At 57.9% G+C, this 14,635-nt stretch carries 11 protein-coding genes; 3 read left to right on the top strand and 8 right to left on the bottom strand.

The window, feature by feature from the left end:
• Positions 1 to 42: 42 nt before the first annotated feature.
• Together malP and malQ are read left to right on the top strand one after the other, a co-directional pair.
• Entirely contained in the window at positions 43 to 2,436 is a 2,394-nt protein-coding gene (gene malP / locus ACTJJA_RS21435) for a maltodextrin phosphorylase (RefSeq protein WP_440669166.1), read from the top strand.
• A 9-nt stretch (positions 2,437 to 2,445) separates the two neighbouring features.
• Positions 2,446 to 4,527: a 4-alpha-glucanotransferase gene (gene malQ / locus ACTJJA_RS21430; protein ID WP_440669165.1), complete on the top strand. Its 2,082-nt coding sequence runs from the start codon at positions 2,446 to 2,448 to the stop codon at positions 4,525 to 4,527.
• A gap of 86 nt (positions 4,528 to 4,613) precedes the next feature.
• Here the strand turns inward: malQ and gntT are convergent, their stop codons facing one another.
• The 3 genes from gntT to gntX all read right to left on the bottom strand — a co-directional run bounded on the left by gntT (position 4,614) and on the right by gntX (position 7,609).
• Positions 4,614 to 5,930: a gluconate transporter gene (gene gntT / locus ACTJJA_RS21425; RefSeq protein ID WP_109082295.1), complete on the bottom strand. Its 1,317-nt coding sequence runs from the start codon at positions 5,928 to 5,930 to the stop codon at positions 4,614 to 4,616.
• 358 nt (positions 5,931 to 6,288) lie between these two features.
• Positions 6,289 to 6,864 carry a Fe-S biogenesis protein NfuA gene (nfuA, locus tag ACTJJA_RS21420; RefSeq protein WP_010436427.1) on the bottom strand — a complete coding sequence of 192 codons (576 nt, stop codon included), beginning with the start codon at positions 6,862 to 6,864 and terminating at the stop codon, positions 6,289 to 6,291.
• A gap of 61 nt (positions 6,865 to 6,925) precedes the next feature.
• Positions 6,926 to 7,609, bottom strand: coding sequence for a DNA utilization protein GntX (gntX, locus tag ACTJJA_RS21415; RefSeq protein WP_440669164.1), 684 nt, complete (start codon positions 7,607 to 7,609; stop codon positions 6,926 to 6,928).
• Between the two features lie 36 nt (positions 7,610 to 7,645).
• On the opposite strand from gntX, the gene bioH reads away from it, so the two are divergent.
• Positions 7,646 to 8,428: a pimeloyl-ACP methyl ester esterase BioH gene (gene bioH / locus ACTJJA_RS21410; protein ID WP_440669163.1), complete on the top strand. Its 783-nt coding sequence runs from the start codon at positions 7,646 to 7,648 to the stop codon at positions 8,426 to 8,428.
• On the opposite strand, the gene feoC is transcribed toward bioH, so the two are convergent.
• The 5 genes from feoC to greB form a co-directional block, all read right to left on the bottom strand.
• On the bottom strand, positions 8,400 to 8,639 hold the full coding sequence (gene feoC, locus ACTJJA_RS21405; RefSeq protein WP_420984704.1) for a [Fe-S]-dependent transcriptional repressor FeoC: 240 nt from the start codon (positions 8,637 to 8,639) through the stop codon (positions 8,400 to 8,402). The genes bioH and feoC overlap by 29 nt on opposite strands.
• A gap of 11 nt (positions 8,640 to 8,650) precedes the next feature.
• Entirely contained in the window at positions 8,651 to 10,969 is a 2,319-nt protein-coding gene (gene feoB, locus ACTJJA_RS21400; RefSeq protein ID WP_440669162.1) for a Fe(2+) transporter permease subunit FeoB, read from the bottom strand.
• 29 nt (positions 10,970 to 10,998) lie between these two features.
• On the bottom strand, positions 10,999 to 11,226 hold the full coding sequence (feoA, locus tag ACTJJA_RS21395; protein ID WP_010436417.1) for a ferrous iron transporter A: 228 nt from the start codon (positions 11,224 to 11,226) through the stop codon (positions 10,999 to 11,001).
• A gap of 319 nt (positions 11,227 to 11,545) precedes the next feature.
• Positions 11,546 to 13,876, bottom strand: a complete 2,331-nt coding sequence (locus tag ACTJJA_RS21390) for a Tex family protein (RefSeq protein ID WP_341494497.1) — start codon at positions 13,874 to 13,876, stop codon at positions 11,546 to 11,548.
• An 88-nt stretch (positions 13,877 to 13,964) separates the two neighbouring features.
• Positions 13,965 to 14,438, bottom strand: coding sequence for a transcription elongation factor GreB (gene greB, locus ACTJJA_RS21385; protein ID WP_010436410.1), 474 nt, complete (start codon positions 14,436 to 14,438; stop codon positions 13,965 to 13,967).
• Between the last annotated feature and the right edge of the window lie 197 nt (positions 14,439 to 14,635).

The raw sequence follows: 14,635 nt of genomic DNA, 5'->3' as shown, positions 1-14,635 counted from the left end.
AGCGCCAACATGTGTTTTCTTTCTACAGGATGCCAATTCCCTATGTCACAGCCTACCTTCAACAAAGCTCAATTCCAGGCTGCCCTGACGCGTCAGTGGCAGCGTTTTGGCCTTCGTGCTGCAAACGAGATGACGCCTCACCAGTGGTGGCAGGCGGTGAGCGGTGCGCTCGCAGAGCAACTGGATGCTCAACCGGTGGCGAAGCCTGTTAAGGGCCAGCGTCACGTGAACTATATCTCGATGGAATTCCTGATTGGCCGCCTGACCGGCAACAACCTGCTGAACCTCGGCTGGTATCAGGACGTCGGCGATGTGCTGAAAGAACACGACATTAACCTGACCGACCTGCTGGAAGAAGAAACTGACCCGGCGCTGGGGAATGGTGGTCTGGGGCGCCTGGCGGCCTGCTTCCTTGACTCTATGGCAACCGTTGGTCAGTCCGCGATTGGCTATGGTCTGAACTATCAGTATGGCCTGTTCCGTCAGTCGTTTGCCGACGGGCATCAGATGGAAGCACCGGATGACTGGCATCGCAACACCTATCCGTGGTTCCGCCACAACGCGCAGCTCGATGTGCAGGTCAGCATTGGCGGGAAAGTCACTAAGCAGGGACTCTGGGAACCGGCGTTCACCCTTACCGGTGAAGCCTGGGATCTGCCGGTGCTCGGCTACCGTAACGGCGTGGCGCAGCCGCTGCGTCTGTGGCAGGCGAAGCATGCGCATCCGTTTAACCTGACCAAATTCAACGACGGCGATTTCCTGCGCGCCGAGCAGCAGGGTATCGACGCCGAGAAGCTGACGAAAGTGCTCTACCCGAACGACAACCACCTGGCGGGTAAAAAGCTGCGCCTGATGCAGCAGTACTTCCAGTGCGCCTGCTCCGTGGCGGATATTCTGCGTCGCCATCACCTGGCGGGCCGCAAGCTGGCGCAACTGCCGGACTTCGAAGTGATTCAGCTCAACGACACGCACCCGACCATTGCCATCCCGGAACTGCTGCGCGTGCTGATCGACGAACATCAGCTGAGCTGGGACGACGCCTGGGCCATCACCAGCCGTACCTTTGCCTACACCAACCACACCCTGATGCCGGAAGCGCTGGAGTGCTGGGATGAGAAGCTGGTGAAAACCCTGCTGCCGCGTCATATGCAGATCATCAACAAGATTAACGACCAGTTTAAAACCCTGGTGGATAAAACATGGCCGGGCAACAAAGCGGTCTGGGCGAAGCTGGCGGTGGTTCACGACAAACAGGTGCGCATGGCGAACATGTGCGTTGTCAGTGGCTTTGCCGTTAACGGCGTGGCGGCGCTGCACTCGGACCTGGTGGTGAAAGATCTGTTCCCGGAATACCACCAGCTGTGGCCGACCAAATTCCACAACGTGACCAACGGCATCACGCCGCGCCGCTGGATCAAGCAGTGCAACCCGCTGCTGGCCGGCCTGCTGGACAAGACCCTGAAGAAAGAGTGGGCCAACGATCTGGACCAGCTCATCAACCTGGAAAAACAGGCTGACGACGCGAAATTCCGCGAGCAGTACCGCGCGATCAAGCTGGAGAACAAGGTTCGCCTGGCGGAGTTCGTGAAAGTGCGTACCGGGATTGAGATCAACCCAAATGCCATTTTCGATATCCAGATCAAACGTCTGCACGAGTACAAACGCCAGCACCTGAACCTGCTGCACATTCTGGCGCTGTACAAAGAGATCCGCGAGAACCCGCAGGCCGACCGCGTGCCGCGCGTGTTCCTGTTCGGTGCGAAAGCGGCACCGGGCTACTACCTGGCGAAAAACATTATCCTCGCCATCAACAAAGTGGCGGCGGCGATCAACAGCGATCCGAAAGTGGGCGATAAGCTGAAGGTGGTGTTCCTGCCGGATTACTGTGTCTCAGCGGCTGAAATGCTGATCCCGGCAGCGGATATCTCCGAGCAGATCTCTACCGCAGGGAAAGAGGCGTCCGGTACCGGCAACATGAAGCTGGCGCTGAACGGCGCGCTGACCGTGGGTACGCTCGACGGGGCAAACGTCGAAATCGCCGAGAAGGTCGGTGAAGAGAACATCTTTATCTTCGGCCATACCGTGGAAGAGGTGAAAGCCATCAAGGCCAAAGGCTACGACCCGGTGAAATGGCGTAAGAAAGACAAAGTGCTGGACGCGGTGCTGAAAGAGCTGGAAAGCGGCAAATACAGCGACGGCGACAAGCACGCGTTTGACCAGATGCTGCACAGCATGGACAAACACGGCGGTGACCCGTATCTGGTGATGGCGGACTTCACGGCCTACGTTGAAGCGCAAAAACAGGTCGACGTGCTGTATCGCGACCAGGACGCGTGGACCCGCGCGTGCATCCTGAACACCGCCCGCTGCGGCATGTTCAGCTCTGACCGTTCAATCCGTGATTATCAGGCCCGTATCTGGCAGGCAAAACGCTAAGGAAGCGCGATGGAGAGTAAACGTCTGGACAGTGCCGCGCAGGCGGCGGGGATCAGCCTCAGTTACATCAATGCGCACGGCAAACCGCAGTCTATTGGCGCCGACACCAAAAGACGTTTGCTGGATGCCATGCACAAAGCCGACGCGAAAGCGTCGGTTGCACCGGTGCCGAACGTGAAGGTATTCACTGCAGGCAAAAAGATGCCGCTGGCGGTGGAGGGGCGCGGCGAGTTTAGCTGGCTGCTCACCACCGAAGAGGGGCATCAGCACAAAGGCCACGCCACCGGTGGCAAAACGCTCAACCTTCCGGCGAAGCTGCCGGAGGGCTATCACACCTTAACGCTCACCCAGGATGACCTGCGTTTCCACTGCCGGGTGATCGTCGCGCCAAAACGCTGCTACGAGCCGCAGGCATTGCTCGAAGGTAAAAAGCTGTGGGGCGCCTGCGTGCAGCTCTATACGCTGCGTTCCGACAGCAACTGGGGCATCGGTGATTTTGGCGACCTGAAAAAGATGCTGGTGGATGTGGGCGAGCGCGGCGGCGCGTTCATCGGCCTCAACCCGATCCATGCGCTTTATCCGGCGAACCCGGAAAGTGCCAGCCCGTATAGCCCGTCGTCCCGTCGCTGGCTGAACGTGATTTACATCGACGTTAACGCGTTAGATGACTTCAAAAACAGCAAAGAGGCGCAGGCGTGGTGGAACCTCAGCACCACGCAGTACGCGCTGAAGCAGGCGCGCGACGCCGACTGGGTGGACTACGCCACCGTCACCGCGTTGAAAATGGCGGCACTGCGTCTGGCATGGAAAGGTTTTGCGAAGCGCGATGACGAGCAGATGATGGCCTTCCGTCAGTTTGTCACCCAGGAGGGCGAGAGCCTGTACTGGCAGGCGGCGTTTGATGCGCTGCACGCGTATCAGGTGAAAGAGGACGAAATGCGCTGGGGCTGGCCGGTCTGGCCGGAAGCGTATCAGACCGTCGACACGCCTGAAGTGAAAGCCTTCTGCAAAAAATACGCTGACGAGGTGGACTTCTACCTGTGGCTGCAGTGGCTGGCGTACAGCCAGTTTGCCGCCTGCTGGCAGGTGAGCCAGGGCTATAAAATGCCTATCGGTCTGTATCGTGACCTGGCCGTCGGCGTGGCGGAAGGCGGTGCGGAAACCTGGTGTGACCGCGAGCTTTACTGTCTGAAAGCCTCCGTCGGCGCGCCGCCGGATATCCTTGGCCCGCTCGGCCAGAACTGGGGCTTGCCGCCGATGGATCCGCACGTGATGGCGGCGCGCGCCTACGAGCCGTTTATCGACCTGCTGCGCGCGAACATGCAGAACTGCGGGGCGCTGCGTATCGACCACGTGATGTCCGTGCTGCGTCTGTGGTGGATCCCGTACGGTGAAACCGCCGATCACGGAGCGTACGTGCAGTACCCGGTTGACGATCTGCTGTCGATCCTGGCGCTGGAAAGTAAGCGTCACCAGTGCATGGTGATCGGTGAAGATCTCGGTACCGTGCCGGTGGAAATTGTCAGTAAGCTCCGCGACAGCGGCGTCTACTCCTACAAAGTGCTCTATTTTGAAAACGACCATGAGAAAACCTTCCGCGCGCCGAAAGCGTACCCTGAACAGTCAATGGCAGTCGCGACGACGCATGACCTTCCTACGCTTCGTGGCTATTGGGAAAGCGGCGACCTGACGCTCGGTAAAACGCTGGGACTCTATCCTGATGAAGAGGTTCTGCGCGGCCTGTATCAGGATCGCGAACTCTCCAAACAGGGGCTGCTGGATGCGCTGCACAAGCATGGCTGTCTGCCGAAACGCGCCGGGCATAAGGCGTCGTTGATGTCGATGACCTCCACGCTTAACCGTGGTTTGCAGCGCTATATTGCCGACAGCAACAGCGCTCTGCTGGGCCTGCAGCCGGAAGACTGGATTGATATGGCGGAGCCGGTGAACATTCCGGGCACCAGCTATCAGTACAAGAACTGGCGTCGCAAGCTCTCCACAACTCTTGAGAAGATGTTTGCCGATGATGGGGTGAACAGGCTGATTAAGGATTTGGACAAGCGCAGAAGAGCGGTGGGTAAGAAGCGGTAGTTTCACCCTCACCCTAACCCTCTCCCAGAGGGAGAGGGAATAGAATGTAGGCCGGGTAAGCGTAAGCGCCACCCGGCTTTTTTACATCAAACCACCATATTCAACAGCAGCACCCCGACCAGACCGCACACCGAAATAATGGTTTCCAGCGCGGACCAGGACTTGATGGTTTCACCGATGGTCAGGTTGAAGTACTCCTTGAACAGCCAGAAACCCGGATCGTTCACGTGAGAGAAAATCACGCTACCGGAACCGACCGCGATAACCATCAGCTCAGGGCTTACGCCCGTGGTCGCAATCAGCGGGGCAACGATACCGCCTGCGGTGATCGCCGCAACGGTCGCAGAACCCAGCGCAATACGCAGCACGGCAGCGATAGACCAGGCCATCAGGAGCGGCGACACGTTGGTTTCGTGCATCATGGCCGCGATGTATTTGTCCACGCCGCTGTCGACCAGAACCTGCTTGAACGCACCGCCACCGCCGATGATCAGGAGCATCATGGCAATGATTTTGATGGACGAGGTCAGCGTGTCGTTGATCTGATCCATTGAACGACCGCGGTTCAGACCGAAGGTGAACATCGCGATCAGTACCGCAATCAGCGTTGCCATCACCGGGTCACCCAGGAATTCCGCAACCGCCAGGAACGCGTGACCTTTTGGCAGGACCATCTCCGCCACGGCACGCATCGCCATCAGGATCACCGGTACCAGAGAAGTCCAGACGCTGACGCCAAAGCCAGGCATCTCTTCTTCGGTAAAGGTTTTGGCGCTGTACAGACCTTCAGGAATCGGCTTATCAATGCCTTTCAGGAAGCGCGCATAAACCGGGCCCGCCAGAATCACGGTTGGGATTGCCAGAATCGTACCGAACAGCAGGGTTTTACCCATATCTGCGTGGAAAATGGTGGCGATAGCGGTTGGACCCGGGTGCGGCGGCAGGAAGCCGTGGGTCACGGACAGCGCCGCAGCCATTGGCACACCGACATACAGCAGCGGGATATTTGCCGCAGCCGCGATGGTGAACACCAGCGGCAGCATCAGCACGAAGCCCACTTCATAGAACAGCGCGAAACCGACGGTAAAACCGGTTAACACCACCGCCCACTGGATATTCTTCTTACCAAATTTGGCGATCAGTGTGGTGGCGATACGTTGCGCCCCCCCGCAGTCCGCCAGCATTTTGCCGAGCATGGCGCCGAAGCCCATGATCAACGCCAGGCTGCCGAGCGTACCGCCGACACCGGCTTTAATCGAGCTGATGACTTTCACCAGTGGCATCCCTTGCATCAGACCGACTGCAAGTGCCACCAGAACCAAAGCGATAAATCCGTTCATTTTGAAACGGATCATCAAGAGCAGTAATAACACAACACCGATAGCAACGATGACTAATGGCATGATTTACCTGGCCTTTGAATTGTTATGGGTAACGTCATTGTTTCAACGACAAATTCCGATTGTCCCAACTGGGAACAGAGCGTTAACGGCACTCATACTGATGCCTTCGAAACCATTAAGTTTAGTCGGCTGTTATAAGGGTGCTGAGTGCCCACGAGAATGATACGGGTAACATGATGTGATTGAGAATCACCCTGGGAGGCTAAATTTGAATTATGAGACGCAGGTCAACATATAGAGAGGGGAAAACAAAAGCCGGGTGGCGGCTACGCCTTACCCGGCTTACGATTCGGATGCAGTCACTGTTTTGTAGGCCCGGTAAGCGCAGCGCCACCGGGCAAGACAGAAGGGTACTGAATTAGTAGTAAGAGTGCTCGCCGCGCTGGTGCTCGGTCAGATCGCGCACGCCTTTCAGTTCCGGGAATTCGTTCAGCAGCTGCTTCTCGATCCCTTCCTTCAGGGTCACATCGACCATAGAACAGCCGTTACAGCCGCCGCCGAACTGCAGGATCGCCAGACCGTCTTCCGTGATTTCCATCAGGGTTACACGGCCACCGTGTCCTGCCAGCTGTGGGTTGATCTGCGATTGCAGCAGATACTCAACGCGCTCCATCAGCGGGGCATCGTCAGACACTTTACGCATTTTCGCGTTCGGTGCTTTCAGGGTCAGCTGAGAGCCCAACTGGTCGGTGACAAAGTCGATTTCCGCATCGTCAAGATACGGTGCGCTCAGTTCATCGACGTACGCGGTGAGCTGTTCAAATTTAAGGGCAGTGTCAGTTGCTTCCACAGCGTCCGGAGGACAATACGAGACACCACATTCTGCATTCGGAGTGCCTGGATTGATCACAAACACGCGGATCTGCGTCCCTTCTTCCTGATTTGCCAGCAATTTGGCAAAGTGCGCTTGTGCAGAATCGGAAATACGGATCATAGCTTTGGCCTAATAGTTGACTAAATTACCTGGGTATAATCATACGCCCATTGAAGAAGGGCTACAAGGTACGGCACAGACACCATACCTGAACCGACGCGGCGCCGCTTTGCAAAAGCAGTCGGGAAAGTTCAGCAACGGTACTGCCCGTGGTGACGACATCATCCACAAGCGCGATATGGAGACCGTGAACCGGCAATTCAAGGCGGAAGGCATTTTTCAGGTTCCTTTTGCGAAGCCGCGCGCTGAGCTGATGCTGTATTGCGGTTGCCTGCACGCGCCTGAGCGCTGAGGCAGCGTAACGGCATCCGAGCCAGCGGGCGAGCGGACGACAGAGCAGGTCGCTTTGGTTATAGCCGCGCCGCCAGTGGCGACGGTGGTGCAGGGGGACATTCATCAGCATGTCGACCCGCGGCAGCGCGCGCGTTCGTCGTGCCTGCAACACGGCGAGAAGCAGCAGGCGTGCAAGGGGCGTCGCCAGTACGCTTTGGTGGGAAAACTTCAGCGCGTGGATAAGCGAACTGAGCGGCGGAACATAATTATCCACCGCCACAAGCGCTTGCCACGGCGGCGCTTTTTTCAGGCAGCGACCGCAGGGGATCGCCAGGCTGACCGCCGGTAACCCACACTGCGGGCACCCGGCGATTCGTCCTTCCAGCGAGCGGGTACAGACGGAACAGATCCCCCACGCGCTGAGCGCAAGCGGCATTCGGCATAGCCAGCACAAGCCGGGCACTGTTAGCATAGGCAACCTCCATGTAAAAAAAGAGAACGATAGCTGATGAAGACGCTGTGGTGGCAGACCGTCGGGACGGGAAATTGTCATCTTGTGCTGCTGCACGGATGGGGACTGAATGCGGAAGTGTGGCGTTGCGTAAGTGAGGAACTCGCCTCGCAATTTACGCTGCATCTGGTGGATTTGCCGGGCTATGGCCGCAGCCGCGGCTTTGGCGCGATGTCGCTTGATGAGATGGCGCAGCAGGTTTTGGATGCCGCGCCGCAAAACGCCGTCTGGCTGGGCTGGAGCCTGGGTGGGCTGGTGGCAAGCAGAATTGCGCTGGATAACCCCGGGCGCGTGAGCGCGCTGGTTACCGTGGCCTCGTCCCCGTGTTTTAGCGCGCAGGATGCGTGGCCGGGTATCAAGCCTGAAGTGCTGGCCGGATTCCAGCAGCAGCTAAGCGAAGACTTCCAGCGGACGGTGGAACGTTTTCTCGCGCTGCAGACGATGGGAACAGAAACCGCGCGTCAGGATGCGCGCACGCTGAAACAGACCGTGCTTTCGCTGCCGATGCCTGACGTTGAGGTGCTTAACGGGGGGCTTGAGATCCTGAAAACGATCGATCTGCGTGAACCGCTGGCGTCGCTGGCGGTCCCGCATCTGCGTATTTATGGTTATCTGGACGGGCTGGTGCCGCGCAAGGTGGTTCCGCTGCTGGATGACCTGTGGCCGGAGAGTGCATCGCGGGTGGTTGCCAAAGCGGCACACGCGCCGTTCATCTCGCACCCTGGCGAGTTTTGTTCGGCGCTGTCCGGCTTTATTCGCGAAGCGACCACCACTCCCTGAGGCAGGCCTTCCCTTCCGGGCAACGTTTACAGCTGCCGGACAAACAACCGTCCGGCTCTTCCTGAATGCGCACGGCTTTTCCCATCGCTTCGAGTCTTTCCAGCATGGCATCGATCATCGGCTGGGGCGTATGCAGGCTGAGGCTTAGCTGTTTTGCCTCCATGCGCCCCTGTAACGCCAGTAAATCACGAACCTGAATCAACGATGCCATCTGTTTGCCCCTTAGTGACAGTCGCCGGTCGGGCTGTTGCAGCAGGTGGTCGGGGTTTTACGCGTCGCCAGCAGGTTGATATCAACGCGGCTGCGCGCCCGGCGCAGCAGGCCCATCACCATCACGTTAAACAGGATCACCGCCAGGATGCAGACCAGACTGTAACGCGGGTGCTGGCTGAAGTTAACGGTCTGATAGAACACCGTCGCCAGGGAGTAAGCGATATTCAACCCCCACAGAATGGAGAAGCCCATCCAGCCGCGGCTGGACTCACGGGCAATCGCCCCCATTACCGAGATGCACGGAATGTACAGCAACACGAAGATGAGGTAGCTGTAGGCCGCTGACGCACTGCCGAATTTCTCGCTCATCACGCCCATGGCGCCGGTCGCCATTTCGCCGTCGCCTTTGCTGGCCTCAATCGGGTTCGCCAGCACGCTCAGGCTGAAGGTGTCTTTCAGGCTCTGCCAGGTTTCCTCAACGGCACCCAGCAGTTCGGCGCCGAGCTTAAACTCTGCCGGATTGAACTCTTGCTCCTGAATGTTCTCTGCGGTGTAGAGCGTGTTCAGCGTCCCGACAACCACCTCTTTCGCCATTGCGCCGGTGAACAGGCCAACAGTCGCCTGCCAGTTATCGTCCTGCACGCCAATCGGTTTGAAGACCGGTGTGATGACGCGGCTGACGGAGGCGAGGGCAGAGTCGTTGATGTTATCTGCCGCCTGACCGCTCAACGTGAAGCTGTTCAGCGCGCTCAGGAAGATACTGACGATGACAATCACTTTACCGGCGCGCAGCACGAAGCCTTTCAGGCGCTGCCAGGTCTGGATCTCCAGGCTCTTCAGATGCGGTACGTGGTAAACCGGCAGCTCCATCACGAACGGTGACGCTTCACCGCGCATAATGGTGTGCTTCAGCATCAGACCGGTCAGGATTGCCATCACGATGCCGAGCACGTACAGCGAGAAGACCGCCAGCGCGCCCTGCTGACCAAAGAAAGCGGCGGCAAAGACCGCAAAGATGGCCAGGCGCGCGCCGCAGGACATAAATGGCGCCATCATGATGGTCATCAGCCGTTCGCGCGGCGCATCAAGCGTACGTGCACCCATTACCGACGGCACGTTGCAGCCGAAGCCAACGATCAGCGGCACGAAGGATTTACCCGGCAGCCCCAGCGCCTGCATCAGGCGATCCATCACGAACGCCGCGCGAGCCATATAGCCGGAGTCTTCGAGGAAGGATAGGAACAGATACATCATGCCGATCTGCGGCACCAGCGGCAGCACGGTGTTGATACCGCCGCCAATCCCCTGGGCGAGGAAGATAGTCAGCCATTCCGGGAAGTGCAGGGTGTAGCCCAGCCACTGGATACCGTGCACGAATATCGCGACGGAACCGGCGTCAAAGACAGGCTGGAGCGCGCCGCCGATGTTAATGGCAAGCAGGAACATCAGGTACATCACCAGCAGGAAGATGGGCAAACCGAGAAAGCGGTTGAGCACAATCTTATCTACGGCGGCGGTAAAGCGGCTGGGTTCCGCCGTCAGGGCGTTGCTGACCACGTCGCAAATCGCGGCGATGGCCTGATAGCGCGCGTCCGCGATGTGCAGCGCCGGGTCATCCAGCTCGTCGCTCAGGCGTGCCAGCGCCACGTCGAGTTTATCTGCTGCGTCACCGGCATAGGCGCGGCTGTAGATATCGCCTTCCAGCATCTGCAGGCCGAGCCATTGACGCTGTCTGGCAGGCATGGCGGTGTCCATCTCCTGCGCCAACCGGCTGGCTTCGCGAAGCAGCGGCTGCGCGTAGTGCACCAGTTCAATGTCGGCGTTACCTGTGTGGCGGTCAACGGCCAGCTTCAGGGCATCAATGCCGCGCCCGCGGGTTGAGACCAGCGGAACCACAGGGCAGCCCAGGCGGGCGGAGAGGGCATCGACGTCGATGCGCAATTTCTGCTTCTCTGCGATATCGAGCATGTTAAGCGCCACGATGCAGGGAATACCCAGCTCAAGCAGCTGCAGCGTCAGATAGAGATTGCGCTCAAGGTTGGACGCATCCACCACGTTGATGAGCAGATCCGCATCGCCGCTCAGAATATAGTGGCAGGCGATCTGCTCATCGAGCGAGGTCTGGGATGAAATCGTGGTGAGCGAATAGGTGCCCGGCAGGTCAACCAGCGTGACCTGATTGTCCGTTGTCGTGAACTGGCCTTCTTTGCGTTCAACCGTCACGCCTGCCCAGTTGCCGACGCGCTGGCGCGCACCGGTTAACTGATTAAATAAGGTTGTCTTGCCGGAATTAGGATTGCCAATTAAGCCAATAGTTAATTTTTTCATTGTAATAGACTCACTGAACCGCTGGCTTGTTATTGAGATAACGCTTCGACTTCAATTAAGGCGAGGTCTTTCTTACGCAGTACCAGATTGACGCGTCGGGTTTCGATATGAACGGGGTCGCCCAGCGGGGCCACGCGTACTACCTGGAATGACGAGCCGGGTAGCATGCCGAGTGACAAGAGCTTTTGCCGATAGGCGGGGCTAATTTCACGAGTAAAACCGGTAATTTTCCATGCACTGTCTGGAGTGAATTGCATAGCGCCTGATTCCACGAGAGGTTAAATAATCTACACAATGATGATAATGAGAATAGTTTTTATCAGCAATATTAAAACTGTGACGGAATGTTGTTAATCGTATTAATTTGCGGTCTGATTGACCTTGCTCAATATTTGCAGAATTACCCGGGAAGGAATAAAAAGCTTATTTGTTAATGGAGTGATAAATAGTGGTTTAAATATGGAGTCGCCATATTTATTTTAATTACCTGCGGTCTGCTTGCCGGGCGGCACTGCGTTTGCCCGGCCTACAAAACCGTAGGCCCGGTAAGCGTAGCGCCACCGGGCATTGACAAGCTTAGCGTTTCTTACCCATTGCCGCTGCCAGCGCATCCATCATCGCGCTGTTGCCCGCAGGCTGCGCGTCACGCCCGCGCGGTTTCGCGGCCTTCGCTGCCGGACGCTGCTGTTCGCGACCGCCGCCGTTGCCGCCGCGGCGCGCGTTGGTTTCGCCCGGCTGCTCGTCCAGACGCATGGTCAGGGCGATACGCTTGCGCTGCAGATCCACTTCCAGCACTTTCACCTTCACGATGTCGCCCGCTTTGACCACGGTATGCGGGTCTTCAACGAACTTGTCGGCGAGGGAAGAGATATGGACCAGACCGTCCTGATGCACGCCGATATCCACAAACGCGCCAAAGTTGGTGACATTGGTGACCGCACCTTCCAGCACCATGCCGGGCAGCAGGTCGTTCATGGTCTCCACGCCGTCGGCAAAGGTCGCGGTTTTAAACTCAGGGCGCGGATCGCGGCCCGGTTTTTCCAGCTCTTTGATGATGTCGCTAACCGTCGGCACGCCAAACTGCTCGTCGGTGAAATCCGATGCTTTCAGGTTACGCAGCGCGCTGCTGTCGCCCATCAGGTCTTTCAGCGCCTGCTGGGTCGCGGCCAGAATGCGCTCCACTACAGGGTAGGCTTCCGGGTGCACGGTAGAGGCATCGAGCGGGTTATCGCCGTGGTTGATACGCAGGAAGCCCGCGCACTGCTCAAAGGCTTTGGGCCCCAGACGGCTCACCTTCAGCAGCTGCTGACGGTTCTGGAACTGACCGTTCTCATCACGCCAGGCGACGATGTTCTGCGCCATCATGCGGGTTAAGCCCGCCACGCGGGTCAGCAGGGGAACGGAGGCGGTGTTCAGGTCAACGCCGACGGCGTTTACGCAGTCTTCCACCACCGCATCCAGCTTGCGCGCCAGCTGCGTCTGGCTCACGTCGTGCTGATACTGGCCCACGCCGATGGATTTCGGGTCGATCTTCACCAGTTCGGCCAGCGGATCCTGTAAACGGCGTGCGATAGAGACCGCGCCGCGCAGGGAAACGTCCAGGTCCGGGAACTCCAGCGCTGCCAGTTCAGACGCGGAATAGACGGATGCGCCCGCTTCGCTGACGATCACTTTCTGCGCCGTCACTTTCGGGAACTGTTTCTGCACGTCGAGGTAGAAACGCTCGGTTTCACGTGAGGCCGTACCGTTGCCGATGGCGACCAGCTCCACGTTGTACTTCTCGCACAGCGCCGCCACCACGACGGCCGCTTTCGCTGCCTGACCGGTGTGCGGGTAAATGGTGTCGGTGGCGACAAGCTTGCCGGTGCCGTCAACGACGGCAACCTTCACGCCGGTACGCAGGCCCGGATCGAGACCCATGGTCGCGCGCAGGCCAGCAGGGGCGGCCATCAGCAGGTCGTGCAGGTTGCGGGCGAAAACGTTAATGGCTTCGTCTTCGGCGCGCTCGCGCACGGTGCCCATCAGCTCGGTTTCGAGGTGCATCAGCACCTTAATGCGCCAGGTCCAGCTCACCACGCCTTTACGCCAGCTGTCCGCCGGGGCGTTGTTCAGGCGCAGGCCGAGATGGTCGATAATGATCTGCTCGCAGTGGCTCTCTTTCGGCGGCTCGTCAAACTGCGGGTCTGCATTCAGGGAGAGCTGGAGCACGCCTTCGTTGCGGCCGCGGAACATCGCCAGCGCGCGGTGTGAAGGGGCGGTAGAGATCGGTTCGTGGTGATCGAAGTAGTCGCGGAATTTCGCGCCTTCTTCCTCTTTACCCGTGACGACGGTAGAGACGATGTGGGCATTCTTCCACAGGTAATCACGCACTTTAGCGAGCAGGGCGGCGTCTTCAGAGAAACGCTCCATCAGAATGTAGCGCGCGCCGTCGAGGGCGGCTTTGGTGTCCGCTACGCCTTTGTCAGCGTCGATAAATTTCGCCGCTTCGGTATCGGGATCGTGGGACGGCTCGTTCCACAGCAGGTCGGCCAGCGGCTCAAGACCCGCTTCAATCGCAATCTGCCCACGCGTGCGGCGCTTCGGTTTATACGGCAGATAGAGATCTTCGAGTTCGGTTTTGCTCAGGGTGCCATTGATGGCGTTTTCCAGCTCGCTGGTCAGCTTGCCCTGTTCGCCAATGGATTTGAGGATTGCCTGCCGACGTTCTTCCAGCTCGCGCAAATAACCCAGACGCGTTTCCAGGTTACGCAGCTGCGTGTCATCCAGACCACCGGTGACTTCCTTACGATAGCGTGCAATAAACGGCACGGTGTTCCCTTCATCAAGCAGGCGAACGGCAGCTTCTACCTGTTCGGCTCTGGCCTGAATATCACCCGCAATAATGCGGCAGAGCGAATCTTTCATCATGGCTTTATCATCTGTTGAGTCGAAAAAATCAGGGGATAGTTATACGGGCTGACACGGCAAAATGCCAGCCGTGGAGGGCGCTCTCGGACTATTTAACGTACTCGATTTCGTTCACGTACCAGCTGGCTTCGCCGGAAGGGGTCTGAACGACGGCCAGATCGCCCACTTCCTTTTTCAGCAGCGCGCGCGCCATGGGTGAGTCGATGGAGATGTAATCCTTACGACCAAAAATTTCATCGTAGCCCACGATGCGAAACCGCAGGGTGTTGCCGTCGTCGTTTTCAATTTCAACCCACGCGCCGAAGAACACTTTGCCCTCCTGCTGCGGGGAGTAATCGACAATTTTCAGGTTCTCAAGGCACTTCGTCAGGTAGCGAACCCGACGGTCGATCTCACGCAGTCGCTTTTTGTTGTACTGGTAATCCGCATTTTCGCTGCGATCGCCCAGGCTTGCCGCCCAGGTAACTTTTTTGGTCACCTCGGGACGCTCTTCGCGCCACAGGTAATCCATCTCTTTTTTGAGTTTCTCGTACCCTTCGCGGGTGATCAGGGGCGTTTTCATGGTGAAGCCTTTGCTGCCGGTTTACTGTCTTGCGCACAATACGTACCACACAGTGTAACAGACAGGATTAATAATGATTTATGTGATGAAATGAGCAGATAAGCTGCTGTTAAATATGCTTTGTAACAATTTCGACTAGAATTTATACCAGAATTAGCTGGTCGAATACGTGCACTTTTTTAGAATACGCTGTTACA

Source organism: Enterobacter sp. 22452, assembly GCF_052045065.1.
In the GTDB taxonomy this organism is placed as follows: Bacteria; Pseudomonadota; Gammaproteobacteria; order Enterobacterales; family Enterobacteriaceae; genus Enterobacter; species Enterobacter mori.
The sequence above is the reverse complement of the archived record's forward strand: the minus strand, read 5'-3'. Positions and strand labels throughout refer to the sequence as shown.